The organism is Chitinivibrionales bacterium, from assembly GCA_035516255.1.
GTDB lineage: Bacteria > Fibrobacterota > Chitinivibrionia > Chitinivibrionales > FEN-1185 > FEN-1185.
Genome location: DATJAL010000061.1, coordinates 40363 through 64427 on the forward strand (window position 1 = coordinate 40363; position 24065 = coordinate 64427).

Below are 24065 nucleotides of genomic sequence, written 5' to 3' on the forward strand. Positions count from 1 at the left end.
CATCACGATGTGCATATTATACCATATAAACTAAAATGATGGCAAAGTACTTGAATCTAGGTGGTGTCTTAAGTGAGACACTGCCGAAATCTATAAGGGATGAAAATAAAGGTGGCTTAAGGGACAGTCGAACGACCTTCGATCAATGTTTCCTTATAACGCAACTTGGTTTCCCCAATCCCCTTGTCCGCCGCCGCCGGGATATAGTATTTTACTCCATCCATTAACGGTATCCACCCGGAAATTTATTGCAATTACCATAAATCAATTTTTCCGAAAGGCGGAATGAATGAGGTATCTATTTACTTCCGAAAGCGTGTCGCAGGGGCATCCGGACAAGGTCGCAGACCAGATTTCCGACGCGGTGCTCGACGCGATGTTCGAGCAGGACCCCTATTCCCGCGTCGCCTGCGAAACGCTGGTGACCACAGGGCTCGTGGTGATCGCCGGGGAGATCACCAGCAAGGCGGTCGTTGACATTCCGGGGATCGCGCGTAAGACCATCGCCGAGATCGGCTACAACGACCCCACGCTCGGGTTCGACGCCAAGAGTTGCGGCATCATGGTGACGCTCGACAAGCAGTCGCCCGACATTTCGCAGGGCGTCACGGCCGGCAAGGGCCTGCACAAGGAACAGGGCGCGGGCGACCAGGGCATGATGTTCGGCTATGCGTGCGACGAGACAAAGACCTACATGCCGCTCGCCATCCACCTTGCGCACCGGCTCATGGAATACCTCACCGCGGCACGTGAAAAGAAGCTCATCAAGTACCTGCGGCCCGACAGCAAGTCGCAGGTGACTGTGGAATACGAGAACGACAAGCCCTTGCGCGTCCACACCGTGGTGCTCTCGACCCAGCACGCGCCCGAGGCGCCGTATTCGAAGATCAAAAAGGACATGATCGAGAAGATCATCAAGAAGGTTATCCCCGCAAAATTGCTTGACAAGAACACCATTTACCACATCAATCCCACCGGCCGGTTCGTGATCGGCGGGCCGCACGGCGACAGCGGCGTGACAGGCCGCAAAATCATCGTGGACACCTACGGCGGCTACGGCGGCCATGGCGGCGGCGCGTTTTCGGGCAAGGACCCCACCAAGGTCGACCGGAGCGCGGCGTACGCCGCGCGCTGGATCGCCAAGAACCTCGTTGCGGCAAAGCTCGCGAAAAAGGTGAGAATACAGGTATCGTATGCCATCGGCGTCGCAAAACCGATTTCGATTTTCGTGGACACCTACGGCACCGGCATCATGTCCGACGACCGGATAAGCAAGATCGTGGAAAAAGTGTTCGACCTGCGTCCCGCGGCCATCATCGAGAAACTCAAACTGCGGCGGCCCATCTACCGCGAGACAGCGCGCAACGGCCATTTCGGCCGCGAGCTGCCCAACTTCACCTGGGAAAAACTCGACATGGTTGACAAGATCAGGAAGGCCGCCGGGCTAAAGTAAGGCGGTAGGGTGATTGAAAAATAAAAGGGCATAGAACTTCTATGCCCTTTTTCATATATTTTCATGAAAAGATAGCCGCAGAGGCGCAGAAAACACAAGAGGAAATGGGAATAAAGAGTCCACACCTTAAATAACTCTCATTATTCCATGTGCCCCCTGTGTCTCCGTGGCGGATTTATTCTTTAAGGAGTAGACAAATGGACAAGCGCCCCGCAGTCGTGCTCACCGGCGGCAACCTCACGGTCGAAGACATCGTTGCCATCGGCATCGGTGACAAGCGCGTTGCGATCGACAAGGACGCCCTTGCACGTTGCAAGGAGTCCCGGACGTTCTTGACCCAAGAGGTCGAGGCAAAGCGGATCATCTACGGCGTGAACACCTCGTTTGGTCCCATGTGCAATAAGATCATCAGCGACGGCGACATCGAAACCCTTCAGGTGAACCTGATCAAAAGCCATGCGGCGGGCCTCGGCGATCCCATCAAGCCCTACATCGCGCTCGCCGTGCTTGCGGTGCGGCTCAACACGCTTGTCAAAGGGTATTCCGGCGTGCGCACCGAGCTGGTCGAGCTCATGGCCGCGATGGTGAACGCCGGTATCGCTCCGTTCATCCCCGAATGCGGCAGTGTGGGAGCGTCGGGCGACCTGGTGCACCTGGCGCACGTGGCGCTCGCCGTCATCGGCGAGGGCAAGGTGTTTTACAAGAAGGAATACTGCGACGCGGCCGGCGCGTTCGGGCGGGCCGGGCTTAAGCCCCTGCGGCTGAGCTACAAGGAGGGCATCGCGATCATGAACGGCACGAGCGCCATGACCGCCGTCGCCGCGTTCGCGCTGTTCGGCGCCAAGAAGCTGCTGCGTCTCGCGTGTGTCAACGCGGCGCTGGCCATTGAGATCTTCGGCGGCATCGACGACGCGTTCGACGAGGACCTCCACGAGGTGAAGCCGCATCCGGGACAGAAGGCCATCGCCCAGATCATCCGCAGGCTGTACGCGGGTTCGAAGAACATCACGCTGCGCAAAGACATGCACGACATCATCCGGAAGCAGCAGACCGGCGACAAGGTGTACGAGACCAGCATCAACGTGCAAGACGTTTATTCCATCCGCTGCACCCCGCAGATCCTGGCGCCCGTGAGCGAGGCGCTCGACGCAGCGGCAAAAACAATCGAGATCGAAGCGAACTCGTCAAACGATAATCCCATCATCATCCCGAGAAAGAAAAAAATCATCCACGGCGGCAATTTCCACGGACAGAGCGTCGGGTTTGCCATGGACACGCTGTGCATGGCCGTGGCCGAGCTGTGCACGCTGTCGGAGCGGCGGCTCAACAAGCTGCTTGACAAAAGCCTCAACGAGGGCCTGCCCGAGCACCTGATCGTGGGCACCGTGGGCCTTACCATGGGGTTCATGGGCGCGCAGTATCTCGCCACGTCCACCACGGCAGAGAACCGCCAGCTCGCCAACCCGGTGAGCACGCTCTCGATCTCGTGCAATGCCTCGAACCAGGACGTGGTGAGCATGGGCACCGTCGCCGCGCGCAAGGCGTTCAAGGCCGTGAGCAACGCCAAGCACGTGCTCACGCTCGAGACGCTCGCGCAACTGCAGGCGCTGTCGCTGAGAAATGCAAAGACCATGGGCAAAGGAACGACGAATGTTTACAAAGAATTAAAAAAGCATTTTACCGTGTATGACAACAAACGGGTATTTCATGAGGATTTGGTAAAGTTCAGGAAGATTTTGTTCTCGAGTCAGTTGTTTGATGATCTGGAGAGGTATTATAAGTAAATGTTGCGGAAATTCTGAATTATTCGCAATACATGTATTTGCATTGAATCCTGCATCCGCCGTTTGCGCAAAAAGACCGGTGGTTCGCCACATCCGCGTTGTATTCGTTGGTGTCATTCGCAATCATTGCCTCAATTTTTCCCACGCTGTCTTTTGGAATGCTGAAGACCGGTATGGTGTCCTCAAAACAGACGCAAAAGGTGGGTGTACAGGAAACGACCCCGCCGTTTGCATTAAGTTGCATTATTCCAGTTTTAAGCAAGATTGTTCTAAGACTATTTGGATTGGTTGGCTGATTGGTTCTGCAACCAGATAGCAGTAAAAGTACTAGGAAATATTTAAATAGTTTTAACATGAATGTTACTCAATCCAAAAATGTTTCATCTGGATAGTCGCTGAACAGGTTAATCAAAGTTCATCATGGCTCGAACCGATTTTAGAATAAGAACCTGACTCGGAGAGTCAGGCCACACGTTTCACCCTTATTTTACGGATTCACCACCGCCACTCGACGGCGCGACAAGAATTTGTTGATAAAATGGACTCCGCCGCCGCGTTAGAGGCGACTGTAGGGCGCGCTGGAGCGCGTTGCCGGCCGACCCGGCCGCTAGACATAGGGCGGTCCGGCAACGAGGCCAAAGGCCGAGCCCGCAAGGAGAACCGACCCCGGTGATAGGGGTGAAGAATTTTTCGCCCCTATCACCGGGGGAACGCCCATCTTTTTTATTTCTCTCATTTTTTTCCCATTTTCCCCTTTTTCTATCTTATTTTATATCCAGACTGGAGCATCGCACATAAAGGAGGAAGTATGGTTTTCGCCAAAAAGGTACTGGCTGCGGCGTTGTGCATCATGGCGGCTATGGCGTTTCCGCTTACCGCCCAGCAGTATTTCAGCAACTGGAAGATCACGCCGGCCGGCGACGGCTCCGCGACGATGCTCATCACCGATCCCGCCACACCCCTCAAGATAGAAGCGGAAATGGAATACCAGGTTGACAATGCCGGCATTCCCGTGAAGGCGACCGTCAAGTTCAAGGACGGCATCCATCGCGCATTGACAACGGAGGAAGTCGGCTTTTACTGGTCGCTGCTCAAGGGCGCCAATGCCTTCTGGGATTTCCTGCAGCCACAGGGAAAAATAAACAGCTTTACTTCTTCGGTCGACATGATCCCGCTCTCATTTCTCGGACGCACGGTGCGGGTGATTTCAAATGAGGGCAATTATTATATGGGGACGCTGAGCCAGAATACGAATACGCCGGAGTGGTTTTCGCTCGACATTAAGGGCAACAGGGTCTTGTTCTGGAGAAAAGCGGTGCGGGAAATCCAGACCATCAAGCAATAAGAAAAAAATTTTTTGCGTTATAAGCCGCGGGCCCGTTCCTGCGGCTTTTTTATTAAATGGTCAGGGTCACACGTCCGAGGGCCGTTCAGTCACCGCGCGGGGACCAGGCGACGATTTGCGCTCTGGTCGGCGGGAATCTTTGCGATCTCCATCAGCATTTTATCGGCGCTGCACGAACCGGGGAACTCGAACATGTACCGTTGTGCGGTCCGCTGCGCGTCCTCTCGGCGCTGTTGAGCGATTTGAACCTTGACGAGCATGCCGTATTCCCTTTCCCGCCAGGCGCCGTTCGGGTACCGCGCGAGATAGGTTTTTATTCCCTGTTCAGCCTGACCGTAACGGACGAGCTTGGAAAAAAGTATGCTGTTGGACCGGTGCAGCACGGCTTCCTTGACAAGGCTGTCCTCTGTTGCCGCCGATGCCTTGTCATAGGCATCGAGGGCGCTTTCCCAGCGGCCGGTGCGGCTGTAGCAGAGCGCGAGGTCGCAATAGGCGACGTCGCGGTCCGTTGAAGCCGATGCAAGGTATTGCATAATGGCAATGATTGCTTTATCGTAATCGCGGCGATAAATAAGGCCGCGGATCGCGTCGTATCCCTGTTTCTGCAGGGCGGGCTTTTGAAGACGGTCGCCGCGCTGCTGGCGCGCACCCGTTGCGGGTGCCGGGACCAGTGCGATGTCGGATGAGGCAATGGATTCGAATTGTTCGGTCAATTGTTTCTGTTCAACCTCGGGAATAGCTGTTCTTTCCCAGGCGCCGGTTTCACAGTGAATGATGCACCTGTCTCCGCATGACAGCAACATCCAGCCGTTGGTCTGGCTGTTGCTGAGTTTTACGCCGCCCTCGACAACGGAAACGAGCACCTCGGCGCCTGTCTTTTCAACGGAAAAATGCGTTCCGGTGGTAAACACCGTGACGGGCGCGCACCTGACCGCAATCGTATCGTAAAGCCCTTTGTGCGCCGCGATCTGCACATCGCCCTGGTCCAGGTTGAAATACACGACCCGCGGCCCGCGGCGGTCTATCGAGACGCGCGTGTTGAGGCCGGCATGAATGGCGCACATCCTGTTGAACATGACCAACGTGTCTTTTGCCGACGTCAGCAGTGGAATTTCGGCGCCCACGTTGCGGACGGCGGAAGAAACCTCAACTCCGCTTTTTTGAACGTTCCGCAATAAATAAATGCCTGAACCCAGAACAAGCAAAAGAACGGCCGCCGCGGCAAGCCAGGCAAATGTTTTTCTCCGTGTCGTCAGGGAAATGATCCGGGGCCGGCGGTTTGCATTTGCAAAGGCGCGATCAATGACGGATTCCGTTGCCGCCCGGTCGAGAAGGAACTGTTCCGGAGCCGGCCGCTTGATCAGGGCGAGCGACCGCAGCGCCTCATCATGGATTTTTTTACAGCGGCCGCATGCCTGGATATGCGCCTGAACGTCCGACTTTTCCTTCCCCTGGAGAAGGCCGTCGCACAGCAGGTAAATGTGACGCTCGCTGATTGGACATCTCATGCTAAATCCAGAAGTCCTTTTTTTCTGAGGTGTTTCGTGATCGTCTTTCTGCCCTTGAACAGGATCGCCTTTATCCCGTTCGAATGCATTCCGGTTTGGGCCGCGATCTCATCGATGCTGGCATCCGCGAAGTAAAAGAGGGAAAAAACCTCCCGGTTCTTCGGCGACATTTCCAGAACGGCCGACCTGATTTCCCCGAACGCGCGGTCCCGGTCCACCGAATCCTCGATGGTCTGCTCGCGTTTCAGCGCATGCTCCGGAACGTCCTCAAGCGCGACCGTTTTTTTATACCCTCCTTCCTTAACAAGGATGGTGAGCGCGACATTGACGGTGATCCGGTACAGCCACGTGCTGAATTTGCAATTTCCCTTGAACTCCTTGATGCCCCGGACCACCCGCATTGCTACTTCCTGAAAAATGTCCTCCTGCATTTGAGGATTTCTGGTCATGCGAGCCGTAACCGACTGTATCAGCCTGCTGTTGGAAATCAGGAGCTTTCTTAAAGCATCCGTTTCCCCGCGCTGGCTGCGCAGGACGAGATCATTGTCCTGGCTCCCGGTATCATCCATATTATAAGACCCTGCATCCGGGGAAAGGTTTCTTTATTTATCTATTGGCAGAAAAATTGCATTGTTAAATATATGATTTCCAAACCGGAAGATGTGATTGAAAAAAGCTGGAAACCATATTCTGAAACTTCAGTCTAATTAAGTAGAAGTGCCTATCATGAGAAGGAGGAATGTGATGCAAAATATTGCGATGAAGTTCATGACGCCGTGCGGTGCCTTTTTAATTCTCGGCTTCCAGTTGCTGTTCGGCCAACAGGTCGTGAACAATTGGAAAATCACGCCGGGCGGGAACGGCAGAGCCGCTACCATGGTCTTTGCCGATCCTTCAACGTATTTGAAGATTGAGAAGGACCTTGAACTGACCGTGGATGCCGGCGGGACAGCCACGAGCGGCACCATTCATTTCAAGAGCGGTTTTCAACGCGCGATGACGCCGGAAGAGGTAGGCTTTTACTATTCTGAATTCAAAGGCGACAATGCGTATTGGGATTTCATGGCCCAGCAAGGCGGTGTCGCGGTTTTCACCTTCGGCCGTGATCCGGTCCCGCCGGAATTCATCGGACAGAAGGTGCGGATCATATCCCAGGACGGGATGAGGTACATCGGCATTCTCAGCCAGGTTCCTCCGCCGAGCACGGGTGATTGGTATTCGCTGAATATCCATAACAGCACCATGCTGTTTTACAAGTTCGCCGTGAAAGAGATTCAGCGCCTCAAGTAGCCGGCGCAGCGGCGGAAGATGATTCGTACCGAGGCGCCCCATGACTGCGGAAAACAGGACTCTCTATCACGGACCATCATGCGAGGATGACGAGGAGAGTGAGGAAGGCCGGGTCCTGAGCGATGCCGAATGGGCGCAGGCGCTCAACAAGCGCGGCGATATTTTCCTCATTGACAAGCAGCGGCGTCTGCGCAATGCTCTTGCAGCGACCCTGGCTGCCGGGGTTGTCTGCGGCGTGGTATTAAGCACCATGCAACCGGTGAAGAGCGTGCCCGATATCCGCCGCACCATTCCGGAAGCAAGGATGGCGAAATTGCTTCGTGGCGGCGTGTCTCAGCCGTCCGGTGAAGAGAAGACCGGACCGATCCGCAGGCAGGAAAACGTGCCGAAAAGGACGGAGGCTGTCCGTCTTGTCAAGCATGCCCCGGCGCGGATCACCCTGAATGCGGACATCCGCAGGACCGCGGCCGGTCAAAAACCGGCGGCCGCCGTTTCCGAGGAAGACAGCATCATCCTGCGCCGCGGCAATGGTCTCAAGCTCACCGATCATGCCGGCGCCATTGCCGAATTCAGGAAGGTGCTCGGCCATGATCCGCACAATGCAGGCGCGCTCGCGGGCGTTGCCGACGTTTTTCTGTACGCCGGCCTGCTGGACTCCGCCGCTGTGATGTACGAAGCCGCCGTGGCCGCGAACCCGCGAAGCGCTCCGGCGCGCAACGGACTTGGAACGACGCGGTACTATATTTCGACCATGGCCGCGAACCCCAATTATGCGGCACGCATGAACATTTCCGATCCCAAACGGTACAGGCAAGCGCAGTACGACAGCGCAATAGCCGATTACACGAAAGCGATATCGCTCGACAGTTCCTACGTTCAGGCGCTCACCAACAGGGGCGTTCTCCGGGAAGCCCGGAGGGATTTCAGCGCGGCGCTCGAGGATTACACCCTTGCCATCAAAATCAAACCTGCCTATGCCGATGCCTATGCCAAGAGGGCCGCGACGTATAAATCCCTGGGCAGATATAAAGAAGCTATTGCGGATTACACGGCGTCAATAAAATGCGACAGCAATACCTATGAATTCAACCCGATGCTCCATGTCGTGAACGCGTATTTCGGCCGCGGGAACGTGTACTACCAGCAGGGAGAACTCGACAAGGCCATCGCGGACTACGACAGCGCGCTCGCTCTCGACCCGAATCATAGCCTTACCCTCATCAACAAGGGCCGCGCGCTGGGGGACGCAAAGCAATACGACAGCGCCATCGTGTGCTTTACAAAAGCGATAGGTCTGCTTTCGCCGCTGGAATATGACGGCGTGCAGGAACACGCCTATTTCGGCAGGGGATTGATGTACAGCCTCACCGGCCGCAACGAGATGGCGCTTAAGGATTTCAACGATGCGATCAGGATGAAACCGGACGACCGGTTCGCCTACCTGCACCGCGGAAATATTTATAAATCGCATGGCAGCTATGATTCGGCGGTCGCGGATTACAAAAAATCGCTGGAGTCCCGCCAGCTGGCGGCAAAGTCATGCTGGCGGATCGCCGAGTGCTTTTCGCTTGAGAAAAACAGGGACGATGCACTGGTGTGGCTGAGGAAATCCATTGAAAACGGGTTTACGGACGTCGATGCATGGAAACATGACAGGGACCTGTCCTTTTTATGGAACGATAAAGAATTTTCCGCACTTTCAAAACGGCAGTAATGCCGGCGGCAGGGTAAAAAAAGGACGTTCCCATTCCGGAAACGTCCAGATGATCGCATCTTAGTAAAAATCCTACTTCATTTCCTGGATTTCCTTTACCGTGTTTCCCGTGAACAGCAACGGTCCGCCGCTGGCGCCGTCAACGGCAAGTGAAAAGCCGTCCCCATTTGAAGACTTTGCGAGCTTGCCGATATACTCTTTGCCTTCCGGGCTGATCAGCCGGCATGTTTTACCGAATACTTCGTTCGGAACCTTGTCGTTGCCGATCACGTAAGAAACGGTCTTCCCATGATCCCGGCTGTAATCCCACACTGTGTTCGGGCCGCCGCACTTGGCAAAATAAAGCGATGCTTCCCCGTTGTTCATTTGACGCTGAAAGCCGTTTTTAAAGTTGATGGTGCCGCCCGTTGCCCTGCCGTCGGCTGAAACGGAAAATTGGAAACCCGACTCTATCCCGAGATAGGTTTCAGGATTGCTGTAGGTCATTGCGGTGATGCGGCCGCTGTTGTCGGTCGTGAGCTTGCATCCCTCATACGTTTCTTCCCCCGCGGATGCCAAAACAGGACATAACATTGTTATTGCGAGCAACCCCGCCATCGCCTTTAAGGCACGGGACACCATAATAACCTCCCTTTTTCAAATTGGCTGTTTTATTACCCAGATGCAACCCTTAAATATAATTAGATAGAGTGTGGCCTGAAAAGATTGCTTATTATAAATCTCTGTCGTATAAAAAGTTCAAATAAGTGGGTAGATGCCTGCAGATTTGGTTTGAAATAGAGAGTCGGGAGCCCAATAATGCTGCTTGAACAGCACGAACCAGCAGTCAATCTTTATTTTGATAGCCAGAAGTCATAGAAGTTGAACCATTCGTGCGGCTTTTCCTTCGCCACCTGCTCGAGAATGCCCACATACCGTTCCATTGCCGTGAAGAGGTACTTGTCCCGGTTTTCCGGTGTGATGCCGTCAAAGAGGATGGGCGCATGGGCCTTGAAGGCGTATTTTTTAAGCCCCGTTTTCGTCACCATGACGGGCACGATGGGCGCGCCGGTGGCCGCGCCGATGGCAAACGGGCCCACGGGGAATAGGACGTCGTCGCCGAGAAAATTGTGTTTTTCACCTTTTTTGCCGATGCTCCGGTCGCCGTGCATGCACACGATGCCGTTTTTTTTGAGCGCCTCGCGCACCGCGAACATGAAGTCGAGGCCGTCACCGGCAACCGGAATGACTGCGGTCCTGCGCGCCGCAAGGGCCCGGCCCAGAACGCTGCGGACCTCGGGCCGCTCGGCGTCGACCATGACATAGCTGACCGGCGCACTGAGCCGTTCCGAAAGAAGGTCGCCGGCGATCTCCCAATTGCCGATATGCGCGCCGAGCAGGATGACGCCCCGCCCCTTTTCCAGCGCCTGCGCGATCACGTCCTCGCGGATCGATTCGAACGAAAAGAATTTTTTTCTGCCGGTGAGGAATGCGTACTTGTCAATAAGGCTCATGCCGAAGGAGAAAAAGTGCCGGTAAAGGTCAAACAGCCCGGTTCTGAGGTGTAAATGGCTCCTGAAGGAACGGACCGCGGCCGCCGGCTCTTTTTTAAACAGCGCGTAATACAAGGCCACGAATAAGAGCAACCCGTAGGCGGGAACGAGCCCGAACCGGGTGACGAGCTGGATGAAAATCCATGTTCCGGCGGCGCTGCCCTTTGATGTGCCGTCCCAGGCCGTTTCGGCGTTCATCGGGAAAGCCCGTTGTTGACGGAAACCACGCCGTATTGCTTGAGCGCCTGTATCGCGTCCTGTTTGCGCTTCGCGTCGGTTTCGAGCCGGCAGTAGCGGTTGAAATATTCCTGCGCCAGGCCGGGATTTTTAAGCGCCGAGGAATACAGCGCGGCGAGCTGGAAGCACGACAGCGCCGCGGTCGTTCGAAAGGTCGCCTGATCCGAACCGGCTGCCGGGTTCGAGGAATACAGATCGATTTCCTTTGTAAATTGCGGGGCGGCCGCAGCGGGATCGTTTTTTTCAAGCAGCGTCATGCCGAGCATATAATGAGCCACCTGAAGATTTGGGGCTATCGCGAACGCGCTTTCGAAGTGGCGCTGCGCCGAATCAAGTGCGGCGCGATTGCGCGAGCCACGGTACAGTTCGTTAAATGCCCCGCCGATGTTCGCCTCCAGGCGGGCGCGCTGCTCGGGATTTCTCTCAGGTGCGAGCGCCTGCGCCATCCTGGCGATGTCGTTTGCAATTGACTGCTGCCGCGAGTCATTGATCTGCCCGATGGTGGCCGACGGATACGGTGTGCCGAAATACCGGTAGTTGCCGTGCATGAGCCCGACAACGAGCGCCCACGCGGCAAACATAACAGGGTACACCGCGGCGTCGCGGCGGATGAGCGCGCGAATGTTCATTGCCGTATCACCTTGTAAACCGCCGTGGGCGGGTTGTTAAGCACGTACACCATCTGAAAGCGGTCCGGGAACGTCTGGAGCACGGGGTAGAGATACTGCCGCGTGGTCGCGGTCCAGGCGAAGTTGTCGAGCACCACGTAATCCACATGCGCGCTGTCTATTTCCCTCATGATATTGTTGACATCGTGCGAGTACGAATACATGACGCCGGCGCGCTTTGCGCGGATGTAGAACAACTCCACTTTCCGGTTCATGACGACGGCGTCCGGCGGCGTGTTGATCCGCATCCAGTCGGCGCAGCTGTAGAAGTTTTTCCAGTCCGGACCCAGGGCCTGGCTTTTGCGCAGGAACATCGACGCATATGAGACGTTGAGGACAAGGACGAAGGCCACGGCGATCCATGCGGCTGCGCGGCCGGGAACCGGCGGCCCCTGCACGTCAAGGGCTGCGTTCTTAAGGCGTGCAAGGAACGGCGTTTTTTTCTGCTGCCCGGCGAATACGCCGACTGCGCCCTCGAGGCCGTAAAGGAGAAAGAAAAATAGAAACGGAACCACGCCCGCAACGAAGCGCTCGCTTGACCATTGCGTCTGCCACATAAGCAGGATGCCGAAGTACATGAACACGTACAACGAAAGGAATTTCATGGCGCCGAACAGGCCGCGCGCCCATCCCAACAGGATGAACACGACAATAAAGATGCCCGCGGCGGTCTGCTGGCCCGGCGTGGAGGGGAACGGCAGGGGAAGCAGGGACCGCTGCATGATGATCGAACCGTATGCCTTGATGTTTTCCATAACCCGCTGCGCCATCTCGGCGGGCGTCACGAAGCCCGCCTCGGGGTCGTAGGTATTTTTCTGGATGATCTGGACGAGATAGGAATTTTCCCACGAGGTGAGCATGTGGAACACGACCACGGTCGCCAGGAGAAGGACGACATGCGCGGCCGCATAGCTGTACCGTTTTGTAAAGAGGGTCGTGAGGATCCACGACGCGCTGAACGCGAGCCCCACGCTCCTGCAGTGCATGGGGAAAACCGAGATCACGGCCGTGAGCCAGAACAGCCACGCTTTTTTCGGGTTCGCAACGCTCAGTTCGTACAGGTACAGCGCGAGGAGCGAGAAAAAAAGATACGGTATTTCGCTCATGAGGCTCAAGCTGAATTGCGCGAGCGTCGCCGAGCCCGCGCACAGCAGCACCATGGGAACGAGCAGGTTTTTGGAATAGATCCGAAACAGCATGAACGCAAGGAGCGTGACGCAGGCGCCGAGGATGCCCTGCGCGATTTTCGCGAGCAGGATGCTGTCGGAAAAAACATCCAGAAAAGAAAGCATGAGGGGAAACACCGCGGGATATGTTTTTTCAACCGGCATGGTGGGGTGCTGGATCTGCCTGAACCCTTTTCCGTCGTGGATCGCCTTTCCGAGTAGGTAGTAGCGCGCGTCGTCGCCGTTGGTGGAAAGGCCAGGGGTGAACTGCGTTCCAAGCAACACGAGCTGGAAAATGATGATGATGCGCACCCAGGTTGACGAAGAGATTTGAAGGCCGGATGGTTTGGTTTCTTGCATGAATCAGATAGAAGGGATTAGGTTAACGGCAAGAAAAAATAATTGCCATGGGGGAGAATGTCAAAGCATATGTCTACGGGAATGTTTTAGTCAGCAAATCCTCGGCAGCAACTCTCCCTGCGGCATCTCAACCGGCCTCGTGGCGCCGATGACGGTTTTCATGAGTACCGGGAACTTGCCCCGCTCCGCCACGTAGCCGATGACGCGCGCCTCCTTGCCGTCGGGGTGGCTGTGCATGGCCGCAAGCGCCTTGTCTTTTGCCTCGGCGGGAACAATGGCGGCGAACCTGCCCTCGTTTGCGATATGTAAAGGGTCCATGCCGAGAAACGCGCAGGCGCCGCGCACGACCTCGGGCACGGGCACGGCGTCTTCGTGGATCACGATGCTTGCCTTTGATGCGTCCGCGATTTCGCACAATATGGCGGCGAGCCCGCCGCGCGTGGCGTCGCGCAGCGTGCGGACCGGCACCGAGCTTAACAACAGGTTGGCAAGTGCCCACAATGGAGCGCAGTCGGAAACGGCCGTTGACGCGAAATGCAGGTTTTTCCGCTGCGACAATACCGTGATGCCGTGCAGGCCGATAGCGCCGCTCACGATCACCGCGTCGCCGGGTTTTGCGTTCGCGGCCGACAGCGACACGCCCACCTTGACAATACCGATGCCCGACGTGGTGATGTACATGCCGTCGGCCTTTCCCTTTTCGACCACCTTGGTGTCGCCGCCGGCGATGCGCATGCCGTTTGACGCGCACACGGCCGAAAGCGAGCGCAGCATTTTCGCAAGGAGCGCGGCGTCGAGGCCTTCCTCGAGCACCAGGGAAACGGTTATCATGGCAGGCTGCGCACCCATCATGGCGAGGTCATTGATGGTGCCGCATGCGGCGAGCTTTCCGATGTCGCCGCCGGGAAATTCGAGCGGCGTCACCACGAACGAGTCCGTGGTGAACGCGAAGCGGCGGCCGGGGATGTCAAAGATGAAGGCGTCTTCCAGCACGCCGGTGCCGCCCGGCACGAGCGCGGGCAACACAACGGATTCAAGGAGCTCCTTGTTTCCCCGGCCGCTGCCGTGCGACATGCGGATGGTCGTGACGCTCATTCCCTATGCTCCGTATTTGAAATACGCCGCGCAGGATCCTTCGCTTGACACCATGCAAGGGCCCACCGGGTTCTCCGGCGTGCACGACACGGTGAAAAGCGGGCATTGGTCCGGCCTCATGCGTCCCCGTATCACATCGCCGCAGGAGCAGGCCTTCGGCATTGCCGCCGTTGCGTCCGCCGGAACCGAAAACCTGGCGGCCGCGTCGAAATCCTGATAGTCTTTTTTTATTGCAAGCCCGCTCTGGGGCAGCATGCCCAGTCCGCGCCAGGCCGTGTCTGCGACATCGAACACTTTGTTGACGGCCGCGACGGCCTTTGGGTTGCCCTGCTTGTGCACAATGCGCTGGTAGGCGTTCAGCACCGCGGCTTTTTTGTTGGCAATCATGTCGCAGACCATCATGATTCCGCTCAAAATGTCAAGCGGCTCGAACCCGGTGATGACCGCGGGCAGCCCGGCGCTTGCAAGGGGCTGATACGGCTTTTCGCCGATGATGGCGCTCACGTGGCCGGGCAGCAGAAATCCTGAAAGCGCGTTTTCCTTGTCGCTGATCAGCGCGGAAAGCGCCGGCGGAACGATTTTATGCGACGCAAAGAAGGAGATATTTTTGAGTTTTTCCTGTTTAGCAATTTCTATGGCGCGGGCGGTGGCGGGCGCGGTGGTCTCGAACCCCACGGCCAGAAACACGACCTGGTCTTTTTTGTTCTGCGACGCGATCTCGAGCGCGTTGAGGGGCGAGGTGACCACATCGACAACGGCGCCTTTTGCTCTTGCCTCGTCGAGGGAGGTGCGGTCGCCGGGCACACGCACCATGTCGCCGAAGGTCGCGAGCCGGGCGTTTTTCTTAAGGGCAAGGTCGGCCGCGGCGTCGATGTAGGAGCCGGGCGTCACGCACACCGGGCAGCCGGGCCCGGAAATGAGCTCCACGTTTTTCGGCAGCAGGGAGCGCAGGCCGAGCCTGCCGATTTCCATGGTGTGCGTGCCGCACACCTCCATGATGCGCACCTGCCCCAGCGAGGCCGCGGTCGCGGCTATCTTGGCGAGAAGCAGCCGCGCGGTTGACGGGTCGGAAAATTCAACGAGGCTCATTGTTCCGCCGTTTTCGCGAGTTCCTTGAGAAGTTCGAGCGTTATCTTTGCCTCCTCCTCGTCGTATTTCTGGATGGCAAAGCCTGCATGGACAAGAACGTAATCGCCGGCGCGCACGCCTTCGAGGAGCGAGATGTCCGCCGAGGTGGTGTTGCCCAGCACCGACACCGTAGCGATGGAACCGCTTACTGCTGTTACCTGAGCCGGGACGGCAAGACACATAATGTTTCTCTCAATAAAAGCGTTTGCTGAAGACGGGGAAAGGTATTAAAATACTACCATATCCCTTAAAATATTTCAATTTTTATCTTCTTCCCGCGGCCGCGATTGCCAACTGGCCGTACGAAACACATTCGTCATTCGGCGGGGTCCGGCGGTGAAGCGCAGGCAGGAGTCCGGCCTGCGAAAGCAGCGGCACGAGCCGCTCAACAAGAAACGCGTTCTGGAACACGCCGCCGCTCAGGCACACGGTTTTACACCCGGATTGCTGCGAGGCGATTGCCGCCGCGGCTGCGGAGGCCTGTGCCAGAGTGGTATGGAACCTGGCGGCGATTTTTTGGACCGGCGTTTTGTTTTTCACCTCTTTATACACTTCGTGAAGCAACACGCCGGCGTCAATGATGATTCCGTCTTCCTCGACAGACAGCGGTAAACCATAGGAGCCTTTTTCGGACGGATCGCAAATCCCTTCAAGCATGATCGCGGGCTGGCCCTCATAGGTCCGCTTCGTGCAGACGGCCAGAAGCGCGCTCGCCGCGTCGAACAGCCTGCCCATGCCGCTCGATTCAACGCACCCCGCGCCGGATTCCACCATGTCAAGCACGGCGCGTTTTTCCGCTTCGGGCATCCACGGAAATGCACCGGCCGCTTTTTCGCCGAGCGTTTTATGCAGCGCGGCGAGCGCGATGCGGCCCGGATTTCGTATGGCCTCGTCGCCGCCGGGCAGAAGCATGTACGAAAGGTGTCCGAGCCGCGAAAACCCCTTATAGGTGGCGTGAAGAATTTCCCCGCCCCAGATGCGGCCGTCAGGACCGTATCCGGTGCCGTCAAACACCAGGGCAAGCGCGTCGCCCCTGATTTCGTTTTCGGCCATGCACGCGGCCGCGTGCGCGTGGTGGTGCTGGACCTTGACAACAGGCAATCCCGTTTTTTCGGCGTACGACGCCACGAGTGACTGCGGGTGCAGGTCGCAGGCAAATTTCTCGGGCGTGACCGAAAGCGCGGCGGTCAGGTGGTTGACGGCCATGTCGAGATTATTCAAATCTTCAAGGGACTCGATGGTGCCGATGTAGTGTGAAAGGTAGCAGCCGCGCTTCCTGCCGATGGCCACGGTGCTCTTGAGCACGCCGCCGAGGGCGACGAGACCGGTTACGTCGGCGGGCGCGGGAAGCGGCTCCGGGACAAAACCGCGGGAGCGCCGCATGATAACCGGACTTCCGGTGACAACGCGCACGATTGAATCGTCATTGCGCATGTGGATCGCGCGGTTGTGCGTGAGAAATGCGTCGGCAATATCACCGAGGCGTTTAAAAGCGGTTTCATCCTTGAAAACAACCGGCTCGTCGCTCAGGTTCGCGCTTGTCATGGTCAGTGCGCCTATTCTTGGATCGTGAAAAAGCAGGTGATGGACAGGCGTGTAAGGGAGCATGATGCCGAGCGTATGCATGCCAGGAGCGACTTCGGAAGCGATTCCCGGGCAGTCAATTCGTTTTTGCAGGATGACAATGGGCCGTTCGGGGGATTCCAGCAATGCTTGCTCTTCCGCAGAAACAAAAGCCGCGCGTTGCGCGGTTTCAACGTCCCTCACCATGATCGCGAACGGTTTTTCTTCCCTGTGCTTTTTCAACCTCAACCTGGTGATCGATTCGCCTGAATCCGCCCTGCACGCGAGGTGGAACCCGCCGATGCCTTTTATGGCGACAATTCTACCGTCAACAAGCAAGTCAATTGCCGCATGCATTGGATCTTTTTCGTTGATGATTGAGCCGTGATTGTCTTTTAAAGCAAGCTTCGGCCCGCAGTCGTGACAGCAGGTCGGCTGGGCATGAAAGCGCCGGTCGCCGGGATGCTCATATTCTTTTTTACATGCGTCGCACAGGGCGAATTCCGCCATGGTGGTGGAAGGCCGGTCATAGGGGAGGTTTTTGATGATGGTGTATCTCGGTCCGCAGTCGGTGCAGTTGATGAAGGGGTGAAGAAAACGCCGGTTGTTCGGATCGAACATCTCCTTGAGGCATGCGGGGCACACCGCGACGTCGCGGGAAATGTCTATTTCCGCCGCCTCGCCTCTTCCGCTTTTGTCAATGACAAACCCTGGGGGAATTTTATGGACCGGTTTTTCCTGAATTTCAATTGACCGGATTTTCGCAAGAGGCGGGGAGGATTGCTTGATTGATTGGACGAATTTATCAACCAGGATTCTTTCCCCGTACGCATTGATGATGACACCCGTGGAATCGTTCTTGACATTTCCGGAAATGCCGTGCTGGTGCGCGAGACGATAGACAAAAGGCCGGAAACCCACGCCTTGGACCGTGCCTTTGATGGTGATATGATAGGATATTACGGGATCCATTGAGATACAGTACTGTTTTGATATACAAATTATATCCGGCTGACTTTGAAGATGCTCGTAGAAGGGGGATTTTGTCAATAATTATAACGGAAGTCTTTAATAGCCGCATGGTTCTTATAAATAAGAAGAAATGGTCGTGCAATCGGAAATTGGGGATCAATACCCTTTAAAATCCATATAAAATTTTAAAAGGCACAAAACTTGCGTATTTTGAAATTGTCAATTTTGAGATAAAATGTGTGAAAGACAAATGCAATTATTGATAGTATCACCTTTTAAAGGGTGTAATGAAACTTCCATAAAAAAGGACCATTTATGTCGGGAGCCATTTGGATCGGCAACGTCCATTTCGGAGACACCAACGTTGCGGTGAAATTGCATACTGCGGTCAGCCAGCATCGCGTCCAGTTTCATTTGTTTCACAAAACAGACAGGGTCAAACTGCGCCAGCAGATGATATGCGCGTTTGAAAAGGTGCCGATCCCGGCCGAGGAACAGGTGAAGGGATATCAGCTTGACGAAGCAAAGTATGTGCTGTTTGACCCGGAGGAGCTTGAAGAGACCGAACCCGAGGGCGACAGGAACATCACGGTCCGGGAATTCGTGAAAACCGGGGAAATCGATCCTGTTTTTCTGGATCGGACTTATTATCTGGAACCTGAAGCGTCCCCGAAAAGTTATGCGGCACTTGCTATGGCCATGAAGGGAATGGAGGCCGACGGCGTCTGCACCTGGGTGATGCGGAAGCGAGCGTATCTTGGCGCGCTGCATTCATCCGGAACCTCCCTGAGGCTGAACGTGCTCAGGCATGCCGATGAGGTGATACCGGTGCAATCACTCGGCCTTGAGATCTTTCCGTTATCTCAGAAGGAATTGGATACCGGCAGTGAATTGATCAAGAAACTGACAGTGCATTTTGAGCCGCAAAAATACAAGAATGAGCACTACGAAAAATTGATGGCCCTCATAGAGAAGAAAGCGCGCGGGGAAAAACTGACGCTGCTGAAGCCCAGACACCTCAAAGCTACGAGCCCGAGCAGGCTGCTTGCGGCCCTGGAAAAAAGTTTGAAGAGGGCGGCATAAGATGAAAACCAATAAGCGCGACCGTAAACCTAAGGCGGCGAGGGGTAACCTGCCGGAGAAAACGCCGGGCCTGGGAATCTGGAGCGGGACCGTCAGCTTCAGCCTGGTGGCGATCCCGGTCCGGCTCGTGCGGGCCGTGGAGCCCGGACGCGTCTCCTTCCGCATGCTCCACGGCAAGGACTACTCGCCGCTCGAGCGGAAAATGTTCTGCCCCGAGGAGAATGTGATGGTCCCCCCCGAAGAGACCGTCAGGGGATACGAAATCGCGCCCGGTAAAAACGTCATGGTGACCGACAAGGAGCTGGAATCGGTGTCGCCCGCGCGGAGCCGGACCATCGAGATCGCCGAATTCGTTGACGAAAGCGAAATAGACCCGTTGTACTACGACCATCCGTATTATCTCGTCCCGCTCAAGGGCGGCGAGAAGTCTTACAGCCTTCTGGCCGAGGCGATGCGCCAGACGAAACGGGCGGGGATCGCGAAATTCGTTCTGGACGAACGGGAATACCTCGTGACCGTGACGAGCAGGGAGGGCGCACTGGTCCTTTACACGCTCCACTACAGCGACGAGCTGCTCCCTGAGGACCGCGGCGCACTGAAAAAAGAAGACGCTGACGACCGGGAAAAGAACGCCATAAAAGGCGGCATCCAGAAAATGATGAAGGGCTTTTCGCCCGGTAAATACGCAGACGAGCGCAAGGAAAAGCTCATGAGGATCCTTAAAAAGAAAATTAAGGAAAAAGCCCAGGTCGAGGCGCCGGAAATCGAGGAGGAGGCGGGCGGGGGAATGACCGACCTCATGGCCGCCCTGGAAAAAAGCATGCGCACCATGAAGAAGGCCCGATGAACAAATCGAAAATAACCATTAACAACCGGGAATTGCTGCTTTCAAACCTCGGAAAAGATCTATACCCTTCGTACGGTTTCTCCAAGGAGCGCGTCCTCGAATATTATACGCGGATCGCGCCGTTCATGCTTCCGCACCTCAAGAACCGCGCGATGACGCTCAAGCGCTACCCCGACGGCGTCGAAAAAGATTTCTTTTTCGAGAAACGCTGCCCGGCGCACCGTCCGCCGTGGATACAAACCGCCGAGGTTCCTTACGGTTCAAAGAAAACGCTGACCGCCTGCGTGGTAAACGACCTGGAAGCTCTTGTCTGGGTTGAAAACCTTGCCTCCATCGAACTCCACGTTCCGCTGGCGAAAACATCGGCGCCCCGCGTCCCGGATTCGGTGGTCTTTGACCTTGACCCCGGCGAGCAGGCGAACATTCTGGACTGTGCCAGGGTGGCGCTCATCTTGAAAAATCTGTTTGACGATTTGAAACTGTCAAGCTGCGTAAAAACCTCCGGGAAAAAAGGGCTTCACGTCTATGTGCCCCTTAATTCGAACGGCGCGGGGTTCGATGAAACCAAACGCTTTTCAAAAGCGATCGCCGTCACCTTGCGGAAAAACTATCCCGATCTTGTCACGGTGGACATCGCGAAGGAATCGCGAAAAAACAAGGTGTTTATCAACTGGGCCCAAAACGATGCCTCAAAGACCATGGTGTGCGTTTACTCATTGCGCGCGGAGGAAATGCCAAAGGTCTCGTTCCCGCTCGGATGGAAGGAACTCGGGGAGCTGGAACAAAAACATGATCCTGAAAAACTGGTGGTGACCGCCGAAGAAGCAATCGGGCGCGTTGAAAAGCTCGGCGATTCATTTCGGGAAATTCTTGAAATCAAACAACGGTTGCCTTATCTATGATGCTGCGGCAATACACGAAAAAACGGAAGCTGGCCGAAACGCCGGAGCCCGAACCGCGCAGGGGCAAAAGCTGGGAGCGGCATCTTGTTTTTGTGGTTCACAAACACGCGGCGCGGAGGCTCCATTACGACCTGCGCATGGAGCTTGGCGGCGCGCTCAAGAGCTTTGCCGTCCCAAAAGGCCCCTCACTCGACCCATCCGTCAAGAGACTTGCAGTCATGGTCGAGGACCATCCGTTTGACTACAAGGATTTTGAAGGGGTCATCCCGGAGGGAAATTACGGCGCCGGAGCGGTGATGATCTGGGACACGGGCTATTACGGCCATCCTTTGGCAACAACAAAATCTGAAAGCGAACGGCTGATTCTCGAAGGAATGAAAAAAGGGGACATCAAGTTCACCGCGGCCGGCCGAAAGCTGAAGGGAGAGTTTGCCCTTGTCAAGACCCGCTGGGACGACAAATCGTGGCTGCTGCTGAAGAAAAAAGACCGGTTTGTTTCCTCGGCCGATGTCCTGAAGCAGGACCGCTCCGTGGTGTCAAATAAGACACTTGAAGAAATATCCGGCGACGGCCGGGCCGCGTTCTCGGGGAGGAACACGGCCGGCCCGAGCCGCGGGCAAAATACATCCCTTGCCGCCGAGGTGAAAAACGGACGATCGGCGGCAATGCCTCACCATGTCCGTCCAATGCTTGCCGCGAGCGTAAAAAAAGCGTTCAATCATCCTGAATGGATCTTTGAAATCAAATGGGATGGATACCGCGCGGTTGCGGAAATCGACAGGAAAAAGATTCTGCTTTATTCCCGCAATCAACTGCCGCTCATGGACAGATATTCCCCGGTCGTCGATTCATTGCGGGAACTGCGGTTCGAGGCCGTGCTGGACGGGGAAATTGTTGTGCTTGACAAAAAAGGAAAGCCAGACTTCCAAATGCTCCAGGATTACCGCAAATCCCCGCAAGGGCGCCTGGTCTACTATGTCTTCGACATGTTGTTTTACCAAGGCCGTGACATCACCGGCCTTCCTCTTTACAAAAGAAAAGACCTGCTCAAATCAATACTGCCCCCCTTGCCGCATGCCGTTTTCTGTGACCACGTATGGAAAGACGGCGTTTCTTTTTTTGAAGCCGCGAAGAAAAAAGGGCTGGAAGGCATCATGGCGAAAAATGCTCAGAGCGCCTACCGCGCGGGAATCAGAAGCAGGGACTGGCTCAAGATCAAGAACCGCCTCGAACAGGATTGCGTCATCGCCGGGTTCACCGGCCCGCGCGGGTCGCGCACATACATCGGCAGTCTTGTTCTGGGAGCGTTCGATCATGGAACGTTGGTTTACGTGGGGCACTCGGGAGGCGGTTTCGGCAGGGAAAATCTCAAATCGCTCTATGAAAGGCTCCAGCCTCTGGTACAAAATAAATGTCCATTTAGCGTCACACCGCCGGAAGAGACCCCCGTCACCTGGGTTAAACCAGTCCTGGTCGGCGAGTTTGCTTTTACGGAATGGACAAAAGACAACGTCATGAGGCAACCGGTATTCATACGGTTTCGTGAGGATAAAAGCGCCGACGAGGCCGTGCGGGAACCTGTCAGGACCGGAAAAGAAAGAGGACAACCATGAAAATCTTTGTTGGTACGAGCGGTTACGGCTACAAGGAATGGAAGGGCAATTTCTATCCGGAAAAAATATCCGCGGACAAAATGCTTTCGTTTTATTCCGGCCGCCTCGAGACCGTTGAAGTAAACAACACGTTTTACCGCATGCCCACGGAGCCGGTGGTCATGGGGTGGGCCAAGCAGGTGCCACCGGGATTCATGTTCGCGATAAAAGCTCCCCAGATGATCACGCACATAAAGCGCCTTAAAAATGTGAAAGAGGAAACCCGGTTTTTTTTGAAATCGGTTTCCCGGCTGGGCAAAAAGCTCGGCTGCGTGCTGTTCCAGTTCCCGGCCAGTTTTCGCCAGGATGCGGAGACGCTTGGGAATTTCCTTGGCCTGATACCGGAAAAAATCCCCTGCGCGTTCGATTTCAGGAGTTCATCGTGGATGGACATGAAAATTTTCGGCCTCCTCCGCGACAAGGGGTGCTGCCTTTGCATGGAAGACACGGACGAGAAGTCCGTTGAGGAGATTGTCGGCACCACTTCATGGGGCTATTTGCGTTTGCGCAGGCCGGACTATTCCGAAGGCGATCTTTCCGGATGGGCGAAAAAAATATCATTGCAGAAATGGAAAACGGCGTTCGTGTTTTTCAAGCATGAGGACGACAGCGCGGCGAGGGGGCCGGCGCTGGCGCTAAGGTTCAGGGAACTTACGGGCAGCAAATGACCGGGACCTTCTTCATTTGCCATTATAGAGCGTGCAATGATGATTACGGATTTGTTATCGATTGAAAAACTTATTTTTTTCGCCTTATTTTATTCAAATAAGCAACAACGCCCTCAATCCCTTCCCCGGTTTTGCACGACGTCTGGAAAATCTCCGCATCATGCTTTAGTTTCCTTATGTCACCCGTGGCGCGGGCCACGTCAAAAGTGACGTAAGGGAGAAGGTCGATCTTGTTTATGATCACCGCGCCGGCCCGGATGAAGAGCGTGGGGTATTTGATGGGTTTCTCGTCACCCTCGGCCACCGACAGCACCGCGATCTTGTCGTCCTCGCCGAGATCGTACGACGACGGGCACACCAGGTTGCCCACGTTTTCGATGACGAGGTATTCCGCGCCGGAAAACGAGAGCTGCCGCGCCGCCGTGTTGATCATGGCAGCGGTGAGGTGGCACGAGCCGCGCGTCTCGATCTGGACCGCGCGGGCGCCGGCTTTATCGATTCTTTCCTTGTCAAGCTGCGTCTGTATGTCGCCGGTAATCACGAGCAGCCGCTGCCCCAGGCGTTTTGCCAGGTGCTCCAGGAGCGATGTCTTGCCGGACCCGGGAGAGCTGATCATGTTGAAAACCGTGAGACCAAGCTCCTTGAACGCATTGCGGTTCTTCTGGGCAACGGCGTCGTTGAGCGCGTGCGCGCTTTTGCTGAGCTTTATTTTCTCAATCATCTTCAACCTCGATGCTTTCCACGATGCAGTCCTGTCCTGCCTTGATAGTGCGCTCATATCCGCCGCATTTCGGGCAGGCAAGTGCCATGTTTGTTGCCGTGTATTCGTTCCCGCAGGCGCAAGCGAAGACCGCCGCGGATTCTTTTGTTTCGATTTCCACTTTGTCCATGCCCATGTCGGGAAGAACGATCTCAAGGTACATGAGCAAAGACTCTGAAAAAACGCCGCTGAGCGTGCCGATCACGATGGTGATTTTTTTTACGCTGCGTCCCTGCGCGGTCTGCTTGACAATGGCGGCGATTTCGGTGGCGACGGAGTATTCATGCATTTAATACTTCTTGATAATAGCGAAGGAGAAAAAATGTGGTTGGAAATTA

Annotated in this window: 23 protein-coding genes; 10 read left to right on the plus strand and 13 right to left on the minus strand. The window is 55.7% G+C overall.

Going from position 1 to position 24065, the window contains the following annotated elements; genetic code table 11:
- Positions 1-289 precede the first annotated feature (289 nt).
- Entirely contained in the window at positions 290-1453 is a 1164-nt protein-coding gene (metK, locus tag VLX68_17660; GenBank protein ID HUI94070.1) for a methionine adenosyltransferase, read from the plus strand.
- 197 nt (positions 1454-1650) lie between these two features.
- Positions 1651-3237, plus strand: a complete 1587-nt coding sequence (locus VLX68_17665; protein ID HUI94071.1) for an aromatic amino acid ammonia-lyase — start codon at positions 1651-1653, stop codon at positions 3235-3237.
- A gap of 19 nt (positions 3238-3256) precedes the next feature.
- Here VLX68_17665 and VLX68_17670 read toward each other — a convergent pair whose 3' ends face one another.
- Positions 3257-3481, minus strand: coding sequence for a hypothetical protein (locus VLX68_17670; GenBank protein HUI94072.1), 225 nt, complete (start codon positions 3479-3481; stop codon positions 3257-3259).
- Between the two features lie 564 nt (positions 3482-4045).
- On the opposite strand from VLX68_17670, the gene VLX68_17675 reads away from it, so the two are divergent.
- Positions 4046-4582 carry a hypothetical protein gene (locus tag VLX68_17675; GenBank protein ID HUI94073.1) on the plus strand — a complete coding sequence of 179 codons (537 nt, stop codon included), beginning with the start codon at positions 4046-4048 and terminating at the stop codon, positions 4580-4582.
- Positions 4583-4671: 89 nt separating this feature from the next.
- On the opposite strand, the gene VLX68_17680 is transcribed toward VLX68_17675, so the two are convergent.
- Both VLX68_17680 and VLX68_17685 read right to left on the minus strand, forming a co-directional pair.
- Entirely contained in the window at positions 4672-6090 is a 1419-nt protein-coding gene (locus VLX68_17680; protein ID HUI94074.1) for a FecR domain-containing protein, read from the minus strand.
- The gene (locus VLX68_17685; GenBank protein ID HUI94075.1) at positions 6087-6659 is read right to left on the minus strand and encodes a sigma-70 family RNA polymerase sigma factor; all 573 of its coding nucleotides are present in this window, start codon (positions 6657-6659) and stop codon (positions 6087-6089) included. The genes VLX68_17680 and VLX68_17685 overlap by 4 nt, the downstream gene beginning before the upstream one ends.
- A gap of 175 nt (positions 6660-6834) precedes the next feature.
- Here VLX68_17685 and VLX68_17690 point away from each other — a divergent pair, with 175 nt between their 5' ends.
- Complete coding sequence (locus VLX68_17690; GenBank protein HUI94076.1) at positions 6835-7380, plus strand: hypothetical protein; 546 nt, start codon at positions 6835-6837, stop codon at positions 7378-7380.
- 40 nt (positions 7381-7420) lie between these two features.
- Positions 7421-9094 carry a tetratricopeptide repeat protein gene (locus VLX68_17695; protein ID HUI94077.1) on the plus strand — a complete coding sequence of 558 codons (1674 nt, stop codon included), beginning with the start codon at positions 7421-7423 and terminating at the stop codon, positions 9092-9094.
- A gap of 72 nt (positions 9095-9166) precedes the next feature.
- On the opposite strand, the gene VLX68_17700 is transcribed toward VLX68_17695, so the two are convergent.
- From VLX68_17700 to hypF, 8 genes are all read right to left on the minus strand, one after another.
- Positions 9167-9715: a hypothetical protein gene (locus tag VLX68_17700; protein ID HUI94078.1), complete on the minus strand. Its 549-nt coding sequence runs from the start codon at positions 9713-9715 to the stop codon at positions 9167-9169.
- A gap of 212 nt (positions 9716-9927) precedes the next feature.
- Positions 9928-10824: a hypothetical protein gene (locus VLX68_17705; GenBank protein HUI94079.1), complete on the minus strand. Its 897-nt coding sequence runs from the start codon at positions 10822-10824 to the stop codon at positions 9928-9930.
- Positions 10821-11492, minus strand: coding sequence for a hypothetical protein (locus VLX68_17710; GenBank protein HUI94080.1), 672 nt, complete (start codon positions 11490-11492; stop codon positions 10821-10823). Before VLX68_17710 ends, VLX68_17705 begins: the two co-directional genes overlap by 4 nt.
- Entirely contained in the window at positions 11489-13057 is a 1569-nt protein-coding gene (locus VLX68_17715) for a hypothetical protein (protein ID HUI94081.1), read from the minus strand. Before VLX68_17715 ends, VLX68_17710 begins: the two co-directional genes overlap by 4 nt.
- 90 nt (positions 13058-13147) lie before the next feature.
- Positions 13148-14152: a hydrogenase expression/formation protein HypE gene (gene hypE, locus VLX68_17720; protein ID HUI94082.1), complete on the minus strand. Its 1005-nt coding sequence runs from the start codon at positions 14150-14152 to the stop codon at positions 13148-13150.
- 3 nt (positions 14153-14155) lie between these two features.
- A complete protein-coding gene (gene hypD, locus VLX68_17725; protein ID HUI94083.1) occupies positions 14156-15241 on the minus strand; it encodes a hydrogenase formation protein HypD in 1086 nt (361 codons plus the stop codon).
- Positions 15238-15462 carry a HypC/HybG/HupF family hydrogenase formation chaperone gene (locus VLX68_17730; protein ID HUI94084.1) on the minus strand — a complete coding sequence of 75 codons (225 nt, stop codon included), beginning with the start codon at positions 15460-15462 and terminating at the stop codon, positions 15238-15240. Before VLX68_17730 ends, hypD begins: the two co-directional genes overlap by 4 nt.
- 82 nt (positions 15463-15544) lie before the next feature.
- Complete coding sequence (gene hypF / locus VLX68_17735) at positions 15545-17815, minus strand: carbamoyltransferase HypF (protein ID HUI94085.1); 2271 nt, start codon at positions 17813-17815, stop codon at positions 15545-15547.
- A 315-nt stretch (positions 17816-18130) separates the two neighbouring features.
- Here hypF and VLX68_17740 point away from each other — a divergent pair, with 315 nt between their 5' ends.
- Genes VLX68_17740 through VLX68_17760 form a run of 5 tightly spaced genes read left to right on the plus strand, consistent with a single transcriptional unit; the run spans position 18131 to position 22967 of the window.
- A complete protein-coding gene (locus tag VLX68_17740) occupies positions 18131-18898 on the plus strand; it encodes a Ku protein (protein HUI94086.1) in 768 nt (255 codons plus the stop codon).
- 1 nt (position 18899) lies between these two features.
- Positions 18900-19745, plus strand: coding sequence for a Ku protein (locus tag VLX68_17745; protein ID HUI94087.1), 846 nt, complete (start codon positions 18900-18902; stop codon positions 19743-19745).
- Positions 19742-20647: a non-homologous end-joining DNA ligase gene (gene ligD, locus VLX68_17750; GenBank protein HUI94088.1), complete on the plus strand. Its 906-nt coding sequence runs from the start codon at positions 19742-19744 to the stop codon at positions 20645-20647. The genes VLX68_17745 and ligD (VLX68_17750) overlap by 4 nt, the downstream gene beginning before the upstream one ends.
- On the plus strand, positions 20644-22260 hold the full coding sequence (ligD, locus tag VLX68_17755) for a non-homologous end-joining DNA ligase (GenBank protein HUI94089.1): 1617 nt from the start codon (positions 20644-20646) through the stop codon (positions 22258-22260). The genes ligD (VLX68_17750) and ligD (VLX68_17755) overlap by 4 nt, the downstream gene beginning before the upstream one ends.
- Positions 22257-22967 carry a DUF72 domain-containing protein gene (locus tag VLX68_17760; GenBank protein HUI94090.1) on the plus strand — a complete coding sequence of 237 codons (711 nt, stop codon included), beginning with the start codon at positions 22257-22259 and terminating at the stop codon, positions 22965-22967. The genes ligD (VLX68_17755) and VLX68_17760 overlap by 4 nt, the downstream gene beginning before the upstream one ends.
- A 70-nt stretch (positions 22968-23037) precedes the next feature.
- Here VLX68_17760 and hypB read toward each other — a convergent pair whose 3' ends face one another.
- Positions 23038-23745 (minus strand): hydrogenase nickel incorporation protein HypB, encoded by a 708-nt coding sequence (hypB, locus tag VLX68_17765; protein HUI94091.1) that lies wholly within the window; start codon positions 23743-23745, stop codon positions 23038-23040.
- Complete coding sequence (locus tag VLX68_17770; GenBank protein ID HUI94092.1) at positions 23681-24016, minus strand: hydrogenase maturation nickel metallochaperone HypA; 336 nt, start codon at positions 24014-24016, stop codon at positions 23681-23683. The genes hypB and VLX68_17770 overlap by 65 nt, the downstream gene beginning before the upstream one ends.
- Positions 24017-24065: the final 49 nt, after the last annotated feature.